Source organism: Prevotella bivia DSM 20514 (assembly GCF_000262545.1).
Lineage (GTDB): Bacteria > Bacteroidota > Bacteroidia > Bacteroidales > Bacteroidaceae > Prevotella > Prevotella bivia.
In genome coordinates this window covers 1,812,797-1,830,741 of the sequence record NZ_JH660660.1, presented here as the reverse complement: position 1 = coordinate 1,830,741, position 17,945 = coordinate 1,812,797, and the positions used below count along the sequence as shown (strand labels likewise).

The following is a 17,945-nucleotide window of genomic DNA, read 5'->3' as shown; positions in this document are numbered from 1 at the left end:
GGAGACGTGAAGAATGAAAACAAGTAGTAATTCATACACAATAATTTATTCAACTGTTCTTGTGATTATTGTAGCTTTCTTAATGGCTTTTGTGTTTCAAGCACTAAAACCAGCACAAGATGCTAACGTACAGCTTGATCAGCAAAAGCAAATTCTATTTGCACTTAATCAGGACAGAGATATGACCAATCCACAAGCAGAAAAGCTTTGGAAAGAAATTATCACTGCCGACGACATCATTAACGCTGATGGTCAGGTAACAACCTCTGGTAAGCAAGGTGGAATAGAAGCAGGTTTTAAACTCAACAGTAAAGATGCCAAAGAGGGAAAGCTTGCACTTTTCCGTTGCAATGTAAAGGGTGAGGTAAAATATGTTATCCCTGTCTATGGTAATGGCTTATGGGGTCCTATCAATGGTTTCATCGCCATCAATGCTGACAAGAAAACTGTATTTGGAGCTTACTTTAACCATGAAAGTGAAACAGCTGGTCTTGGTGCTGAAATTAAGGACAACAAGTCATGGCAAGACAAGTTTAAAGGTAAGAAACTCTTTGCCGCTGGTGATGAGAAAAAGATTGCACTTTCTGTTATGAAGAAGATTACCGATCCTCAAACCCAAGTAGATGCTGTAACAGGTGCTACACTTACAAGCAATGGTGTAACAGAAATGTTCCAAGCTGAAAAAGGTAGTCTTCAACCTTATGTTAAGTTCTTGACAAGTAAATAAAACGTGGAATCACAATAATATTAGGAACATGAGTTTATTTTCAAAAGACAATAAAGAAGTGCTTTTCAAGCCACTAAACTTGGACAACCCTATAATGGCTCAAGTTTTAGGTATATGTTCTGCACTTGCTGTTACTTCACAATTGAAGCCAGCTATCGTTATGGGGCTTGCTGTTACTATCATTACAGCTTTCTCTAACGTTATTATTTCAATTATTCGAAACACTATCCCTAACCGTATTCGTATCATTGTTCAGTTGGTTGTTGTAGCAGCCTTAGTAACGGTGGTGAGCCAAATATTGAAAGCTTTTGCTTACGATGTTAGTGTTCAGCTATCTGTTTATGTAGGCTTGATCATTACTAACTGTATTTTAATGGGACGCCTTGAGGCTTTCGCTATGACTAATAAGCCATGGCCTAGCTTCCTCGACGGCGTTGGAAATGGTTTAGGTTATGCTGTTATCTTGTTCATCGTAGGTTTTGTACGCGAATTATTCGGTAGAGGATCTCTTCTTGGTTTTAAGGTAATCCCTCAGAGTTTATACGATGCAGGCTATATGGATAATGGTATGATGTCTATGCCTGCACTAGCCTTGATATTGCTTGGCTGTATCATTTGGGTACACAGAGCTTTTTTCTATAAAGAAGAAGATAAAAAATAATTATGGAGCATTTATTAAGTTTAGCTTTTAGGTCCATCTTTGTGGACAATATGATATTTGCATTCTTCCTTGGAATGTGCTCTTTCTTAGCCGTTTCTAAGAATGTAAAGACTTCATTTGGACTAGGTGTAGCAGTTACTTTCGTATTAGCTGTAACGACTCCTGTCAACTATTTATTACTCACTAAGGTGCTAGGTCCTAACTGTTTAGCAAACGGAGTAGACTTGACCTATTTAAGTTTCATCCTTTTTATTGCAGTTATTGCAGGTATTGTACAAATTGTAGAAATGGCTGTTGAGAAGTTTTCACCATCGCTCTATGGTGCACTCGGTATTTTCTTGCCATTGATTGCAGTAAACTGTGCTATTATGGGTGCATCGTTGTTTATGCAGCAACGTATAGGATTAGACCCTGCTAGCTCACAGTTTATTGGTTCTGTTTGGGATGCCCTCATCTATGGCTTGTTCTCAGGCTTAGGCTGGACATTATCTATAGTTCTCATGGGTGCTATTCGCGAACGTTTAGAGTATTCAGATGTACCAAAACCATTACAAGGATTGGGTATTACGTTTATCACAGTAGGCTTAATGGCTATTGCTATGATGTGTTTCTCTGGTATTAAACTTTAAAGAAGATGAATTTTATAACGACAAGTATTATAGTTTTCCTTGTTACCATTTTGGTGTTGGTAATTCTCTTGCTTGTAGCAAAGAAGTATCTCAGCCCAAGTGGAAAGGTTACTGTTACCATTAATGGTGATACAAAACTAGAAGTGGAACAAGGTAGCTCTATTATGGCTACACTAAACGAGAATGGTGTTTATCTCCCATCAGCATGTGGTGGTAAGGCTAGCTGTGGACAGTGCAAATGTCAGGTAGTAGAGGGTGGTGGTGAAATCCTCGACTCTGAGCGTCCTCATTTTTCTCGCAAAGAAATAAAAGAGAATTGGCGACTAGGCTGTCAGGCGAAAGTAAAGGGCGACATTGCTATCAAAGTACCAGAGTCGGTAATGGGTGTTAAGGAATGGGAATGTGAAGTTATCTCTAACAAGAACGTTTCTAGCTTCATTAAAGAGTTCAAAGTGGCTTTACCAGTAGGTGAACACATGGATTTCGTACCTGGCTCTTATGCTCAGATTCGTATTCCTAAGTATAGCAACTTATCTTACGACTCATTCGATAAAGATCTTATCGGTGAAGAGTATATAGGCGCATGGAAGCATTTCAACTTACTATCGCTTGTGGCTAACAACCCTGAAGACACAGTTCGTGCATACTCTATGGCAAACTATCCAGCAGAAGGTGATATCATCACGCTTACAGTACGCATTGCCACTACCCCATTCTTACCTAAACCACAAGTGGGCTTTATGAACGTACCTACAGGTATTGGCTCGTCTTATATCTTTAACCTAAAGCCAGGCGATAAGGTTATGATGAGTGGTCCTTATGGTGATTTCCATCCTGATTTCACTTCAGGTAAAGAAATGATTTGGATCGGTGGCGGTGCAGGTATGGCACCTTTGCGCAGCCAAATTATGCACATGCTAAAGACGCTGCACACACGCGATCGTGAAATGCACTTCTTCTATGGAGCGCGTGCGTTAGGTGAGGCTTTCTTCTTGGAAGACTTTTGGGAACTAGAGAAAGAATATCCTAACTTCCACTTCCACCTCTCACTCGACCGTAAAGACCCTGTGGCTGACGAAGCTGGCGTAAAATATTATGAAGGCTTTGCTGTAAACTGTATCCGTGATGAATACCTCAAAGATCACGAAGCACCAGAAGATTGTGAATACTATCTCTGCGGTCCTCCAATGCTAATCAAGACTGTTACCGATTACCTAGATAGCCTTGGTGTTGATCAAGAAGCGATCCGCTTTGATAATTTCGGATAAAAATATCAATAAACCAAAAGCGATCAAACCTTTTTATAAAAGGGTATTGATCGCTTTTTATTTTGCATTATCCACCTCAAATTATCCTAAGTTATTTAAGTTTCTCCTTATATAATTGAATAATTACAAATATATAATACCTTTGAAACGTTTTTGCAATATCTTATCCATACATTTGCAAAAAATTTTTATATAAAAGGCATTACTATTATTAAATAACATTATGGAAAATGAGGCGATAAAAATTCTCGTCGTAGATGATGAAAAAGATCTATGTGAGATTCTTAAATTCAACTTAGAAGCAGAAGGCTACATTGTTGATACAGCAAACTCTGGAGAAGAAGCGCTAACTATGGACATAAGCAAGTATAACTTACTTATGCTTGATGTTATGATGGAAGAGATTTCAGGATTTGCGCTCGCTAAGAAGCTTAAAGATGATATAGAAACCAAAGATATTCCTATTATCTTTCTCACTGCTCGCACTACTGAAAATGATATTATTACTGGTCTAAAACTAGGAGCTGATGATTATATCTCAAAACCATTCTCTATTCGTGAAGTAATATTAAGGATAAAAGTTGTGCTACGCAGAAGTTATGATGAAAAACAACCTGAACACACAACTGTTTTGTCTTTCAAAGGCTTAGAACTAAACTTAGACAACAAAACTGTAAGTATAGATGGCGAGATAATCCCCTTTACAAAGAAAGAATTTGAATTACTGCATCTATTACTCCTAGAGCAAGGAAAGGTTTTTTCACGCAACCAGCTTATCAAACTTATCTGGTCGTATGATGTAGAGGTAACATCTCGAACGGTAGATGTTAATATTACTCGAATACGGAAAAAAATAGGAGCTTACGGAAAGTATATCATCACTCGACCAGGCTTTGGCTATTACTTTACAAAATAAAGACAACGTGGCAAGACGACACTACACTGGCAACCAGCTATTTTGGTTTGTTCTCTTACTCTTAATGCTATATTCTACCTGCTTTATTATCTTTCAACATAACAGAGAGAAAGATTTTAAGGTAGATGTCCTCTGCCTCAAACTGCAAGACTACAACAATCAGATAGCAGAAGCAATGATGCAGGAAAGCAGTAATAAAGAACTAACCCTCAATCATTATATCAATGAGCATGCTACAAAATTTTTACGTGTTACCATTATTGATACTACGGGAAATGTCCTTTATGACAATATTCGTAAAGATTATACGAAAATAAAAAATCATGCCAATCGAAAAGAGTTTTATTTAGCAAAACGAAAAGGGTTCGGAGTGGATACCTACCGTCCTTCACAAACAACAGGATTGAAATACTTTTATTGTGCAAACTACTATCCCAAACAAGCCATTGTTGTGCGTTCTGCCCTTCCTTATAATGACGAACTAGCACGCCAACTCACAACAGATCGACATTATATTTGGTTTGCACTCATAATAACCATTATCTTAGCTATAGTACTCTACCGATTTACACATCGGCTAGGGAAAAACATTACTGCACTTAGACATTTTGCGATGAAGGCAGAAAGCAGAGAAGAGATAGATCCCGCCGAACTATCTTCCTTTCCCAACGACGAATTAGGTGAAATATCCGAGCATATTGTAACCCTATTTACGAAACTAGAAAAGACGAGGAAAGAGCAAATTACGATAAAACGCCAACTCACTCAAAACATAGCACATGAGCTGAAAACACCAGTTGCTAGCATTCATGGATACCTTGAAACAATATTAACAAGTGAACGTATCAACGACGAACAGAAAAATATATTTCTAAATAGAAGTTTTGAACAATGCAAACGTCTTGCATCGCTTGTTGATGATCTTTCTACGCTTAACCGACTAGAAGATGCACCTGATTTGCACCACTTTCAAACATTCAATGTTACAGAGGTTGTTAAGAATATTGAACAAGAAGCAGCTTTAAGATTGCAAAACAACTCTATGAGGTTTTACAATTTCCTTCCAAAAGAACTTATTATTAACGGAAATCAAAACCTTATCTATAGTATTTTCAGAAATCTCACAGACAACGCTATCACCTATGCAGGAGCAGATACTACTATCACGTTATCTTATCACAATGGTGTTTACACCTTTGCTGACAATGGTATTGGCATATCAGAGGAACATATTTCACGCCTTTTTGAAAGATTTTACCGCATTGATAAAGGACGAAGCAGAAAACTAGGAGGAACTGGTCTAGGACTAGCAATAGTAAAAAATGCCATCTCTCTTCATGGTGGAAAAATTACAGTATGCAATGTTTATCCACACGGATTAAAATTTGAATTTACATTAAGTCCTAATATTATCGAAGAAGAAGAACAGAGTTCGTAACTTCGTAGTATAATAAAAATCCATTATACTACTATTAAATACATAAAAATGAATAAGAAAAAGTGGTTCTATTCTATGGTTTGGCTCACTTTGGCATTACCATCTTTCGGACAAAAAAAAATTGATAACCAGCCACAAATACATGGCACTTTACGCGGTAAGTATGAGTACCAAACCGAAGATAAAAAAGGGCGTTTTGAAGTGCGTTCTGCAAGAGTAAGCATTAGTGGTAGAGTTCTACCCAAAGTAGAATACAAGGCTGAAATTGATTTATGCGATGAGGGCAAAATAAAAATGTTAGATGCCTATACTCGTCTTGAATTGCTCAATAACCTTCATTTCACAATAGGACAAATGCGCGTGCCTTTTACTATTGATGCTCATCGTTCACCTCATTTGCAATATTTTGCTAACCGTTCTTTTATTGCAAAGCAAGTAGGTAATGTACGCGATGTAGGTTGTATGTTGGCATACAACACAAGAATAGGGTTTCCTATCACACTAGAAGCAGGTATTTATAACGGATCTGGGCTCACCAATCAAAAAGACTTCTGGACGAATAGTATAAATTTTTCTGCAAAGGCTAGCATGTTTCTACCATGTGGATTAAACGTTGTGTTAAGTGCTCAACGTATCAAACCGAGCTGCTCTGTAATGATGTACGATACTGGAGTTTACTATCATAGAAAGGGATTACATTTAGAAGCAGAATATTTGTATAAGCATTACAAGAACAATGCTTTTGAAGCTATGTCATCGGTAGATGCTTTTGCTAGTTATGATATAGAGTTAAAAAAAGGTTTCTTCAAATATATCACACCACTATTACGCTATGATTATATGGGGGATCATAGCGATGGCACACTCAATGAGGAAGGCAAACTTTTTATTACCGATTACAAGCGTCATCGCATTACTGGCGGAGTAACTCTAAGCATTGACAAACCTTTCCTTTCTGATATACGTATTAACTACGAAAAGTATTTCTATGATAAGAATGCCATTCCAAAGGTTTCTGAGAGAGATAAGTTTGTCATCGAGTTTATGACTCACTTCTAAAACACGCTCATATCATCAACAAATATTGGCGTGTTCGATAAAACTTTTATCATCTGATAAAAAATTAGAGCTGACTCCATTTCTTCTAAACTCGTCATTGCATACCCCAAAAGCCGATGGGCAAAAGAACGCTAGCAACGCTCTATTATGTAAAAATATATTCACTTTCGCTACACTATATATAAGCGTTTACATCGCAATACATCACCTTTCACGCATTAAAAGGTGATGTATTGCTCATGAAAAGGTCATCTTTTGGAAGGCAAAAGACGACCTTTTATAATACAATGAATATCATATAGTTACAAGATACAAAAGAAGGCAATAAAGCGGCATACTTTGTCCTCTTTTTTCTTATTACTGCATAATAAACAAAAAAGTAAGCACCTCCTATAGTACTTACTTTTTTATTTAATGAAACATTACTATTTCACAAGCTTTTGCAATACTGGCATCACAACACCTTGCAATTCGCTTTTCTTTTCATCATTCAATTGTTCGAAAACTACAATCTTATTTTCACCTTGCTTTAGAAAGCATCCTGGTAAGTAAAGCGTATGCTGTGGACCAATCCTCCAATAACGACCGAGGTTTACACCATTTACAAAAACGATACCTTTACCCCACTTCTCCATATCTAGGAAGGTATCGCCCACCTTGTCAACGCTGAAACTTCCACTATATAATACTGGTAGCCCACTATTATAACTATTTGAAATATCTGTTAGATCAGGTTGTTTGTCCATTGGCAACTTATACATCTGCCAACTTCCAGTTATCACATTATCGTTGATAGTAATAGGCAGTGTAATACCCTTTGTACTATTCACAATGAACTTACCATAATTAATACGTCCCCAATTCTCTACTAGAATATCAAGTGTAGCATTGAAAGGAATATCAATCTCCATTTCATGCTTACCGAAAACACGGTTAAGCTCGCCTACTCGCTCTCCATTTACATAAATGGTAGCATAATCGGCTAGTCCGGGGATCTTCATCATTCCACTCACAGGCTGATTGAAATGGCGACGATAAAGCACGTACCCAAAACCTTGATCAAGTGCTTCAAATGTCATCGGAGTGTCGTTCTCTACAGCCTTCATATTATCAATCATTGAGAAGAGGTCAACGGTCTTACTCAACTTTATTTGAGGAATAGCAATAACTGGTATTTGAGCAGGTACTTCTGGCACCTTATAACCAACATATTGCTTCATTAAATTGCGAAGAGCAGTATATTTATCCGTTACCCATCCAGCTTCGCTAATAGGCGCATCATAGTCGTAAGAAGTCATATCAGGCTGCAACTTATGGATATTATCGCAGTTAGCTCCTGCCATAAAACCGAAATTAGTACCACCATGAACCATATAATAATTAAAGCTCACCTTATTATCAAGATATTTCTTTGTCTGGGTTACCACACTTGTCGTACTTACCTGCGGAAACTTCTCTGCCCAATGACTCAACCAGCCCGGATAAAATTCTGCCACCATATAGGGTCCTTGCCCTCCGTGATATTCATTTACCACCTTCTTTAGATTGTCAATATTATCCTCACCATTGGCTGTTGGCAGAACACCTTCTATAACTCCTCCCTTGAAAAGCCAGCTACCATCAGAGGTAAACATAGGAATATTGAAGCCAGCATCAAGCAATTGTTGACGAATCTTCGCACTGTACGCCTTATGAGTTTCTAAAGGAATATCGGGACGTTGTGCTACATAAGAACCAAATTCGTTTTCAGCTTGCACCATAATAATAGGACCACCTTTCGTTACTTGCAAATCCCTTACCTGACTAGCTAATTGATTAATATATACCCTACAAGAATCAAGAAATGGCTGATTATCAGTTCTTACAACTAGCCCTTTGGTTTTAGGCAACCACCATGGATAACCTCCAAACTCCCATTCAGCACAACAATAAGGACCAGGGCGAAGTATCACCTTCATACCCTCCTCTGCTGCAGTCTTTACAAACTCACGAAGATTGTGATTACCAGTACTCCAATCCCACACACCAGGTGCCACCTCATGATGATTCCAAAAAACATAAGAAGTTACCACATTCAATCCCATTGCCTTCATCATCTGAAGACGATGACGCCAATAAGGTGCAGGAACACGTGCATAATGCAATTCGCCTGAATAAATCTGTAGAGGTTTTCCGTCATAAAGAAAATTCCCATTGGCAATGACAAAGGAATGCCTAACAGGCTTACCTGCAAAGGATGCTGTACTAACGAGGAAAAGACCTATTAACAGCGCAAAAAAAATTCTTTTTTTCATTTACTTTAAGTTTAGTCATTATGATTATAATAGGGTATTTTATATATTAGACTACTTGAGTTATTCTTTAAAATAAAGTCTGCTGAATAGCTCTTCTCTGTTTTTTTTAAAATCTTTGATATTTTTCAAAGTCATCTTCAGAGATATTTCATTCATTAGCTTTTATTGCCTTACATGCCGAAAGAATATCTATTCTCATTAATGTATCCTTATATAATCCTGATGAAACCAACTTATTTTGTTACTTGCTTTTATCTAAGCCACTACGTTTTGGACGTTTATACGAACGATAGTCGTCGAGTTTTATCTCGATATTAGGCTCCACAAGCGATGTTTTGTGAGGAAGATTAAACTTCATATATTTGATATTCAAGCCACGTTCTATCCATTGATTTTCATAATAAGTATGGATACCAAGAATTTCGCGTGTTTTTTCATCTATCTTCACATTAGCTTTTGCAGCCTCATCAAGATCGTTACTATAAAGGTTTTCTGTGCGATAAAGGATAGGAAGTTTGTTTACCTTTATCATATAAGTGGTATAGGTAAAAAGGAAATTAGAATCGGTCTTTAAGTGGACAATGCCACCATCTACCATAAATCGCTTGTAACGATCCATAAAGAAAGTGGAAGTAAGACGCTTATGTACATTCTTCATCTGTGGATCTGAGAAAGTAAGCCAAATCTCTTGCACTTCATCTTTACCAAAGAAACGATCAATAATTTCGATGCTTGTACGTAAGAAAGCTACATTATCAAGTCCCTCTTCTAAGGCTTGCTTAGCACCAGTATAGATACGTGCCCCCTTAATATCAACCCCTATAAAGTTGATATTAGGATATTCGCGAGCTAGCCCTACGGTGTATTCGCCTTTTCCACAACCTAACTCCAAAACAATAGGATTATCATTGTGAAAATATTGCTCACGCCACTTGCCTTTCATATCAAAGGCAACCTCGCTTATCACACTAAAAGGGTATTGGAAAACATTCTTAAATGTTTCCAATGCTGCAAATTTTTCTAGTTTTCCTTTACTCATAGGTGCAAAGGTAAGATTATTTAATTGAAAATTGAGAATTGAGAATTGAGAATTGAGAATTTTTCTAGGAAGGCGAGGAAGCCAAAAAGAACTAGGAACACTAGAAAAGCCCTAGGACAGAGAAAACTCTCAACAGTTTATTGTCTATTCTCAATTTCCAAAGGATTTTCCTTCTTGGGTGTAATACCCAACGCCTTCAAGCTCTCAAGCTTACGAACCACATTACCCTTACCTGTATTCAATTGCCCCCTTGCCTTATCATAGCGTGTCTTTAACTGATCAATACTAGCACCAATATTTATAAAGGTCTCTGCAAAAAGGGCAAACTTGTCATAAAGATCGTTCGACTGTCGGAGGATTTCTTCTACGTTCTTATTCAAACGATAATTCTGCCACATAGTATGGGTGAGTTGAAGTGCCATCAGCAAATTACTCGGCGACAATATAATAATGTGCTTACGATAAGCATATTGAAGAATAGAAGCATCTGTCTTTATTGCTGCAGAATAGCCACTCTCGTATGGAATAAACATCAGTACATAACCTATACAGCCAGGTACTAAGACATCATAATTCTTAGCTGCTAGCTCATCAACATGAGTACGTACCGATTTTATATGCTCTTTCAGATATTTATCCTGCTCGTCTTTGCTCTCTGCCTTTAATGCAGCTTGATAAGCAGTAAGCGATACTTTAGCATCTATCACTGCACGTTCATTGTTAGGAAAAGCGATGATAGCATCAGGACGATAATTATTACCATCTTCATCCTTCACATTCTCCTGAAGAAAATACTGTTCACCTTTTTTCAATCCGCAATCTTCCAAAGTATGTTCGAGGATCATCTCACCCCAATCGCCTTGCATCTTTGAGTCGCCTTTTAATGCTTGTGTAAGCGAAGCTGCATCATTTCCGATACGCTCGGTTTGCTTCTTCAACTCCTCCACCGCTCGCAAATGATCCTCACGCATCAATTCTATATTATGCTTCTGCCCCTCTTGCAAACGCTTCAGCGACTCCTCAAAAGTGGTTCTTATCTCTGTCTTTGCTTCCGCACTCTCCTTACTACTCTTTGTTACCGTCTGACTGAAAGCTTCTAACCGCTCCTTCAACGGATTGAGCAAGGCGTCTAAACGATCTTTGTCGGCAGTGTTCAGCTTCTGGCGATGTTCTGTCAACATCTGCTCGCCCATATTACGCACCTCTTCTTGTAGAAGCTTCAACTTATTCTCATTTTCCTTCTGTAATTCCTCACGCAGATTGGCTGCATGCTCACGCTCCTGCTCTATACGTTCTTGTGCATTATCCTTAACTGCCTGTAAGGATTTAGCCATAGCCTCTTTTTCAGAGCTTAATCGTACCTCAAATGTTTTCTGCTGGTTCTCTAGCTTTTCTGCCGCAGCCTGCTTAGCATCAGCCAATGATTTGGCTGCATTTTCGCGTACAATACTTAATTGGTTTTGAGCTAACGAGAGGTCTGTCTTTAACTGCCCAAGCTCTTTTGTGTTTTGAGCTTTAAGCCAAAGATAAACGATGAGTGCTCCAAGAAGAAAGGTGAGAATGTAAAACATAGGAGTTGATAATTAAAAATTAATCTTGGAAATAAATTCGCTTTACACGATTACTTATATTCGTGAGAATTTCGTAAGGAATAGTATCAAGAATATCACTAAGGACTGTAACAGGAAGATGTTCGCCAAATATTTCTACGCTATCGCCTTCCTTACAGTCAATACCCGTTACATCTATCATTGCCACATCCATACAGATGTTACCTACATACGCTGCTTTCTGCCCACCTACGAGGCAATAGCCATGGCGATTACCAAGATGACGATTTAAGCCATCTGCATAACCAATAGGGATAGCTGCAATAACACTATCATGCTGAATGGTACCCTTACGTGAATAGCCCACTGTATCGCCACTTGGAACATTCCGCAACTGTAAGATCGTAGTTTTCAATGTTGAGATAGTATTGATGCGCTCATTGGTGCGAGGATTAATACCATAAAGCCCTAATCCCAATCTACACATATCCAACTGCCTGCTGGGAAAATGCTCTATACCAGCAGAGTTATCTATATGGCGAAGTATTTTATGAGAAAAAGCAGCTTGCAACTTTTTACTACCTGCGTCAAATAAAGCAAATTGCTGGGCAGAGAAATCGTCAAAACCATCGCTGTCTGAACCTACAAAGTGGGAGAAAACAGAACGAGGAATAATTGCGTTTTGATGCTTCAATCGGTTAATAAGTTCATCTATATCGCTGATCGGATCAAAACCTAAACGGTGCATACCTGTATCTAACTTGATATGAACAGGGAAGCCTGTAATGCCCTCTTTTTCGGCGGCCTTTACCAATGCATCTAGGATACGAAAGCTATATACCTCAGGTTCAAGATCGAAGTCGAATAGAGTTTTAAATGAAGACATCTCTGGATTCATAATCATAATATTGCTGGTGATACCATTCTTGCGCAAGGTAACACCTTCATCAGCCACTGCCACTGCAAGATAATCGACACGATGATCCTGCAATGTTTTAGCTATCTCGACCGATCCTGCTCCATAAGCATCTGCCTTAATCATGCAAACAAGTTTTGTCTCGGGTTTCATCAGCGAACGATACCAATTTAAATTAGCTACAACAGCATTCAAATTGACCTCTAATACCGTCTCATGTACCTTATTTACGAGCAATTCTGTCAATTGATCAAAACCAAATTGGCGTGCTCCTTTCAGAAGAATCACTTCATCGCGCAATTCTCTGAATGCCTCACTACTAATAAAGCTACCTACTGTTGCAAAGAAATACTTCTTACCAAACTTATTAAAAGCTTTACGTTGTCTGATCAAGCCCTCACCAATTCCGATAAACTTTTCCACCCCACGCTTCTCTGCCAAGAAAGCTACACGCTGATAAAGCGTCTTTTCATCTTCTCCACTTTGAAATATGTCGCTCAATATCAATGTGCGCTTACGCCCTTTATGGTCTGGACGACGGTTCATGAAGTCAAGGGCTATATCTAAAGAGTTGAAATCGGAGTTATAAGAATCGTTTATCAAGGTGCAACCATGTTGTCCTTCTTTCACTTCAAGACGCATAGCTACAGGCTCAAGCTGTGGCATACGTTCTGCCAAAGTTTTTACCTCAACACCTAGATGTAGACAGATAATAGCACTCGTAATAGAATTTTCTACACTAGCATCATCTATAAAAGGAATGGTATAACTTGCTTCTTTGCCTTGCTGCCACACATAAGTAATGGTAGTTGTCAATTCTGCCTTCTTGATTTCTTTCACAAAAAGTGTAGCATTACTATCTTTCTTTGACCACCCTAGAATGGTATTTTTATAATTGAGGGTCTTTATACAACGCACCACTAATTCCTCATCCAATGGATAAACAATAGCATTGGTATCGCGGAATAAGCAAAGTTTTTCCATACATTTTTCTTCAAGACTCGCAAAATTTTCCTGATGGGCTTCACCAAGACTAGTGAATACTCCAATGGTGGGCTGGATAATTTCGCGCAAAGCTTTCATCTCGCCTCTTTCACTGATACCTGCTTCAAACACACCTACTTCTGTTTGTTCATTCAACAGCCAAACAGACAATGGCACACCTATCTGTGAATTATAGCTACGAGGCGAGCGAGTAACGACCTTATTTGGGGATAGCAATTGATATAGCCACTCCTTAACCACCGTCTTACCATTTGAACCCGTAATACCAATCACTGGGACATGAAACTCAGCGCGATGACACGTTGCTAATCGTTGCAAAGCCTCAATGGTTTTAGAAACTTCTAAAAAGTTAGATTGTGGATAAAGCATATCCCAATTTTCAGGAATAGCTTCTACAACAAAATTGCGAACACCACGACTGTAGAGTTCTGGAATATAATGGTATCCATCATTACGCTCAGACTTTAGCGCAAAGAATAAGGTTTCTTCAGGAAAACAAAGGGAACGACTATCAGTCAATAAGAAACTGATATTTGTCTCTACATTACCATAACGACATGCTCCCACAAGGGTAGCCACTTTCTCAATACTATAATTCATTTTCTATGGCGTTTATATATTGTAGTCATCGTTTAACAAGGGTTTAGAAATATGCAGATTGAATAAATTCGTCCTGAAAACATTCAACGTTATATAACTAACCTTAAACCGCTAACATAATACAAAGGTAATGAAATTCTAGATCGAGAGAATAAGTAAGAGCTATTTTTTAGTTTTCTTCGCACATGCAGGACAAATGCCCTTTACTAGATAATTGGCACCCGCAACCTGAAAACCATTCGGGACAACAATAGCAGGAATGGGTGTATTGTAAAGACAGAAAGTGTGTTGGCAACTTTCACAATAAAAATGCACATGCACATCGTCATCCTCGTCATGGCTATGGCGTAAACAGAGCTCGTATGCTGTCATACCATTCCCTTCTTCTATCTGATGAACCAAATGATGCTCTTTAAATAAAGTAAGTGTACGAAATATATTCGATTTATCTATCGTTAACAGTTTTTTTTCAAAGTCTTTTACCGACAAAGGAGCTCCACTCATTGCCAATGTTCTTACAATGAGCACCCTATTTGCTGTAGGACGAATATTATGTTCTAATAGTAAATCTTCTATATTTTCTTTTTCCATCATCATATTTATCTGCCTTTTACGAAATTTGCGTATAGGTGTGCATACGAATTATTAAATCTTAATGTTTTAGTCATTACCCCCACAATTAAGCGTAAAGCCTTAATAATAACGTAACTAGCTGAATATAAACAAGAAAAGGAGTGCAATTGCACTCCTTCTTCGTGATCCGCATGGGGCTCGAACCCATGACCCCAACATTAAAAGTGTTGTGCTCTACCAGCTGAGCTAGCGGATCTCCATTATGCTTCCGTTCTTAAAAGCGAGTGCAAAGGTAATAAGAATTATTTATATATCCAAATTATACACCTAAATTCTTTGTTAAACTTTTCGCCATTCTTTTCAACAAGCCGATTGCCCACATCAAAACAATCACACCTGTTATCATTGCCACAATAGCATCAAGCCACGTAATGTCCCAAATATATGAACAAATAAGCCCGATTATAACGCCTATTTTTACCAACACATCACTCATTACATGCAGATAGGCAGCATGATTATTGGGATTGTTCTCAAAGTGATCCGAATGGAGTACACGAGCACTAATAGAGTTAACCACCAATCCCACAACAGCAATACTTAGTGCTAGCGGCAAATTTTCTATGTGGTGATGCGCTTCCATGTGTTCAAAACCTTCACTACATATAAACACCGACATAAGCAGCAGCAGTAGTCCACTTGTAAATGCCGATAACTGCATAATCTTATCTGCATCGTAAGTATGATTATTCCTTTCTTTTTGCTTACGAACAAAATAATAGGCAAAGAGATTTAAACCTATGAGCATCACATGAGATCCCATGTGGATACCATCGGCTACAAGTGCCATAGATTTAGAGAAATAACCTATCAACACTTCTGCTAACATAACTATAAACGTAAGCACTATAACAAACAGTGTGCGACGTTCTTCTATATAATAAGGTGAAATATTCTTATTACCCATAGCTGTAATTGCTATTCCTCCCATTAATCAATAAGCTTAAAGTGTTTAAAAGCATTTGCAATACCATTATCATCCACCGTTGTTGTAACATAATCAGCAACGGCTTTTACATCGTCATTAGCATTACCCATAGCCACACCAATACCAACGACTTCCAACATTCCTTTATCATTGCCCCCATCGCCAAAAGCAACACAGTCGTTAATATCCACCCCAATATACGCTGCCACCTTTGGCAAAATCATTCCCTTGTGAATACCACGTGACGAAATATCAGTAAACAAGGGATGCCAACGCAACGACTCACAACCTACCAACTTTGGCATAATCAGCTTTTCATCGTCAACGGTGAAGAAAGGAGACATCTGCAAAATAGGCATTTCGAGTAAAGGCTCCACTTTATCATTAAGATCCACAGAATCGACCCCCAAACCTTCCACAAATAGTTCTGTAAAAATATGGCTATAATTATGAATAGCCACCTTATCTCTACCACAAATAGCCAAGGTATAATTACGTGTAGTAGCATCTTCCATCATCCTACGAATATCCTCTTTGGGCAATTCCTTCATAAAAATAACATCATTGCCTACTTGGGCAAGCGCTCCGTTAAATGAAATATAACCATCTATTAAATGTTCTATTTCCTTTAAATTCGTGATAAACGATTTTGGACGACCCGTCGAAATAAAAATTTTAATACCCTTATCCTTAACTATCCTAATTGCTTCAATCGTGGAAGCAGGAATTTTATGTGTCTTGAATGATACCAATGTACCATCTATATCGAAAAATATTGCTCGAACAGCCATAATTTATTTATTTTAAGATACAAAGGTACAAAAAGTTTTTGAAAGCCTTGATATTACCGAAGGCATATTAAAGGTAGTTATTAATAGCTTCAACTTGAATACTATCTCCATCATCAAAATAGATCTTACCGAAATTATTAGTTAATTTTTTTTAGCAATCAAAAAAACACATTCTCACACATCAAACCCTGTGTAATAGCTCCATATTTTTAATATATTTCTATAATTAGCAGGGGGGAAGAAACTTCTTAGAAAAGAGAATTAAGAGAATAATTATAAAATGCCATAGAACAAAACAAAAAGCTATAACATTCATATTTACAAGTATTTATATATTTTCATAAACACCTAAACTTTGGCAATAAAACAAAAGGTAAGATTAGCTACTTATCATAAGAAATAAACGTTATAGCATAGAGCGCAAGATGAATATTATCCGAATAAAACAAAAAAGAATGCAAAAAGAAAAATAAACAAAAGCAAACTTATTTTTTAATTATTTTATAAAAGTACTTGCACAAAAACATATTTTTTAGTACTTTTGTGTCGTCAATTCGTAATTTGTATCTTACTCGTGAAAAAAATATACTTCATATTGCTATTATCGTTACTTGTTTGTGTTGGTTGCCAATTTAAATGGACTGACGACAACAAGAGTGATGATCGGCTCATTAAGATAGAAAGGTTTGATCGGTTAGAATACCGTTATCTAACAGTCGGAGATTACTCTGCCCTACAACAAATGAGTACTGAATTTCCTTTTGAAACAAGAACTTTGATAGAGAAAGTATTAAAGATTGGGCAAATTACCGATCCTGATATAAACTCAAAGTTTCTAAAGTTCTATCAAGACACTACCCTTCAAACCATTATATCTTCTGTACAATCAAAGTATAGCAATATTAACGACATCCAAAAAGAGCTTAGTATTGCGTTTGCAAGGCTAGAACAACAAATTCCTAACCTGCAAATACCAAAGGTTTATACCCAAATATCTGCGCTTGATCAAAGTATTGTTGCAGGAGATGGTAAAATTGGTATTTCGCTTGATAAATACCTTGGTGAAGATTACCCTATCTATAACAAATATTATATAAAACAGCAACGTAAACAAATGACAAGGGATAATATCATCCCCGATTGTCTTATGTTCTACCTTATGAGTCTTTATCCGCTTCGCAATTACGACTTCCGCCCACAGTTTGAACGCGATATTCACATGGCAAAAATACAATGGGTGGCAAACAAAGCCATGAATAACAACTACTATAAGGGAAAATATGTTGACATGGTTTCCAAGTTTATGAAAATAAATCCAAATATCAAATTTGAAGAATTGCTAGAATCGACTGACTTCTCTGGTTTTGCTAATTTGAATTAATAAAGGTCTAAACAGAATATACAATATTAACAAGAACGTTAGATTTGCCAAGAATAACAGGAAAATAACAAAACGGCATTGTTTCAGCTTTTGAAACAATGCCGTTTTGC

General features: G+C 37.5%; 15 protein-coding genes and 1 tRNA gene. 8 read left to right on the top strand and 8 right to left on the bottom strand.

Annotated elements, in window-relative coordinates:
* The first annotated feature begins 13 nt into the window (after positions 1-13).
* From nqrC to PREBIDRAFT_RS10085, 7 genes are all read left to right on the top strand, one after another.
* Positions 14-727 carry an NADH:ubiquinone reductase (Na(+)-transporting) subunit C gene (gene nqrC / locus PREBIDRAFT_RS10115; protein ID WP_004337513.1) on the top strand — a complete coding sequence of 238 codons (714 nt, stop codon included), beginning with the start codon at positions 14-16 and terminating at the stop codon, positions 725-727.
* A 28-nt stretch (positions 728-755) separates the two neighbouring features.
* Positions 756-1,388: an NADH:ubiquinone reductase (Na(+)-transporting) subunit D gene (locus tag PREBIDRAFT_RS10110; protein ID WP_004337511.1), complete on the top strand. Its 633-nt coding sequence runs from the start codon at positions 756-758 to the stop codon at positions 1,386-1,388.
* 2 nt (positions 1,389-1,390) lie between these two features.
* On the top strand, positions 1,391-2,017 hold the full coding sequence (gene nqrE / locus PREBIDRAFT_RS10105) for an NADH:ubiquinone reductase (Na(+)-transporting) subunit E (RefSeq protein WP_004337509.1): 627 nt from the start codon (positions 1,391-1,393) through the stop codon (positions 2,015-2,017).
* Positions 2,018-2,022: 5 nt separating this feature from the next.
* Positions 2,023-3,285, top strand: a complete 1,263-nt coding sequence (gene nqrF / locus PREBIDRAFT_RS10100) for an NADH:ubiquinone reductase (Na(+)-transporting) subunit F (protein ID WP_004337507.1) — start codon at positions 2,023-2,025, stop codon at positions 3,283-3,285.
* 223 nt (positions 3,286-3,508) lie between these two features.
* Complete coding sequence (locus tag PREBIDRAFT_RS10095) at positions 3,509-4,201, top strand: response regulator transcription factor (RefSeq protein WP_004337505.1); 693 nt, start codon at positions 3,509-3,511, stop codon at positions 4,199-4,201.
* A gap of 7 nt (positions 4,202-4,208) precedes the next feature.
* On the top strand, positions 4,209-5,639 hold the full coding sequence (locus PREBIDRAFT_RS10090; protein WP_004337503.1) for a sensor histidine kinase: 1,431 nt from the start codon (positions 4,209-4,211) through the stop codon (positions 5,637-5,639).
* Between the two features lie 48 nt (positions 5,640-5,687).
* The gene (locus tag PREBIDRAFT_RS10085; protein WP_004337501.1) at positions 5,688-6,698 is read left to right on the top strand and encodes a porin; all 1,011 of its coding nucleotides are present in this window, start codon (positions 5,688-5,690) and stop codon (positions 6,696-6,698) included.
* Positions 6,699-7,123: 425 nt separating this feature from the next.
* Here the strand turns inward: PREBIDRAFT_RS10085 and PREBIDRAFT_RS10080 are convergent, their stop codons facing one another.
* The 8 genes from PREBIDRAFT_RS10080 to PREBIDRAFT_RS10045 form a co-directional block, all read right to left on the bottom strand.
* Positions 7,124-8,992 carry a beta-galactosidase gene (locus PREBIDRAFT_RS10080; RefSeq protein ID WP_004337500.1) on the bottom strand — a complete coding sequence of 623 codons (1,869 nt, stop codon included), beginning with the start codon at positions 8,990-8,992 and terminating at the stop codon, positions 7,124-7,126.
* Positions 8,993-9,233: 241 nt separating this feature from the next.
* Positions 9,234-10,031, bottom strand: coding sequence for a tRNA (guanosine(46)-N7)-methyltransferase TrmB (trmB, locus tag PREBIDRAFT_RS10075; protein ID WP_004337499.1), 798 nt, complete (start codon positions 10,029-10,031; stop codon positions 9,234-9,236).
* Between the two features lie 137 nt (positions 10,032-10,168).
* Positions 10,169-11,602 (bottom strand): DNA recombination protein RmuC, encoded by a 1,434-nt coding sequence (locus PREBIDRAFT_RS10070; protein WP_004337498.1) that lies wholly within the window; start codon positions 11,600-11,602, stop codon positions 10,169-10,171.
* A 19-nt stretch (positions 11,603-11,621) separates the two neighbouring features.
* Positions 11,622-14,102 carry a bifunctional UDP-N-acetylmuramoyl-tripeptide:D-alanyl-D-alanine ligase/alanine racemase gene (locus PREBIDRAFT_RS10065; RefSeq protein WP_004337497.1) on the bottom strand — a complete coding sequence of 827 codons (2,481 nt, stop codon included), beginning with the start codon at positions 14,100-14,102 and terminating at the stop codon, positions 11,622-11,624.
* A gap of 162 nt (positions 14,103-14,264) precedes the next feature.
* Positions 14,265-14,699 (bottom strand): Fur family transcriptional regulator, encoded by a 435-nt coding sequence (locus PREBIDRAFT_RS10060; protein WP_004337496.1) that lies wholly within the window; start codon positions 14,697-14,699, stop codon positions 14,265-14,267.
* Positions 14,700-14,858: 159 nt separating this feature from the next.
* A tRNA-Lys gene (locus PREBIDRAFT_RS10055) sits at positions 14,859-14,931 on the bottom strand.
* 63 nt (positions 14,932-14,994) lie between these two features.
* Positions 14,995-15,666 carry a cation diffusion facilitator family transporter gene (locus PREBIDRAFT_RS10050; RefSeq protein ID WP_004337495.1) on the bottom strand — a complete coding sequence of 224 codons (672 nt, stop codon included), beginning with the start codon at positions 15,664-15,666 and terminating at the stop codon, positions 14,995-14,997.
* Positions 15,666-16,454, bottom strand: coding sequence for a Cof-type HAD-IIB family hydrolase (locus PREBIDRAFT_RS10045; RefSeq protein WP_004337494.1), 789 nt, complete (start codon positions 16,452-16,454; stop codon positions 15,666-15,668). The genes PREBIDRAFT_RS10050 and PREBIDRAFT_RS10045 overlap by 1 nt, the downstream gene beginning before the upstream one ends.
* 574 nt (positions 16,455-17,028) lie before the next feature.
* On the opposite strand from PREBIDRAFT_RS10045, the gene PREBIDRAFT_RS10040 reads away from it, so the two are divergent.
* Positions 17,029-17,835, top strand: a complete 807-nt coding sequence (locus tag PREBIDRAFT_RS10040) for a gliding motility protein GldB-related protein (RefSeq protein WP_036875608.1) — start codon at positions 17,029-17,031, stop codon at positions 17,833-17,835.
* Positions 17,836-17,945: the final 110 nt, after the last annotated feature.

Coding starts and splice junctions, on each gene's coding strand:
- nqrF (WP_004337507.1), top strand. CDS start 2,023: ATGAATTTTATAACGACAAGTATTATAGTTTTCCTTGTTACCATTTTG.
- PREBIDRAFT_RS10065 (WP_004337497.1), bottom strand. CDS start 14,102: ATGAATTATAGTATTGAGAAAGTGGCTACCCTTGTGGGAGCATGTCGT.
- PREBIDRAFT_RS10070 (WP_004337498.1), bottom strand. CDS start 11,602: ATGTTTTACATTCTCACCTTTCTTCTTGGAGCACTCATCGTTTATCTT.
- PREBIDRAFT_RS10110 (WP_004337511.1), top strand. CDS start 756: ATGAGTTTATTTTCAAAAGACAATAAAGAAGTGCTTTTCAAGCCACTA.
- nqrC (WP_004337513.1), top strand. CDS start 14: ATGAAAACAAGTAGTAATTCATACACAATAATTTATTCAACTGTTCTT.
- PREBIDRAFT_RS10085 (WP_004337501.1), top strand. CDS start 5,688: ATGAATAAGAAAAAGTGGTTCTATTCTATGGTTTGGCTCACTTTGGCA.
- PREBIDRAFT_RS10080 (WP_004337500.1), bottom strand. CDS start 8,992: ATGAAAAAAAGAATTTTTTTTGCGCTGTTAATAGGTCTTTTCCTCGTT.
- nqrE (WP_004337509.1), top strand. CDS start 1,391: ATGGAGCATTTATTAAGTTTAGCTTTTAGGTCCATCTTTGTGGACAAT.
- PREBIDRAFT_RS10050 (WP_004337495.1), bottom strand. CDS start 15,666: ATGGGAGGAATAGCAATTACAGCTATGGGTAATAAGAATATTTCACCT.
- trmB (WP_004337499.1), bottom strand. CDS start 10,031: ATGAGTAAAGGAAAACTAGAAAAATTTGCAGCATTGGAAACATTTAAG.
- PREBIDRAFT_RS10095 (WP_004337505.1), top strand. CDS start 3,509: ATGGAAAATGAGGCGATAAAAATTCTCGTCGTAGATGATGAAAAAGAT.
- PREBIDRAFT_RS10045 (WP_004337494.1), bottom strand. CDS start 16,454: ATGGCTGTTCGAGCAATATTTTTCGATATAGATGGTACATTGGTATCA.
- PREBIDRAFT_RS10060 (WP_004337496.1), bottom strand. CDS start 14,699: ATGATGATGGAAAAAGAAAATATAGAAGATTTACTATTAGAACATAAT.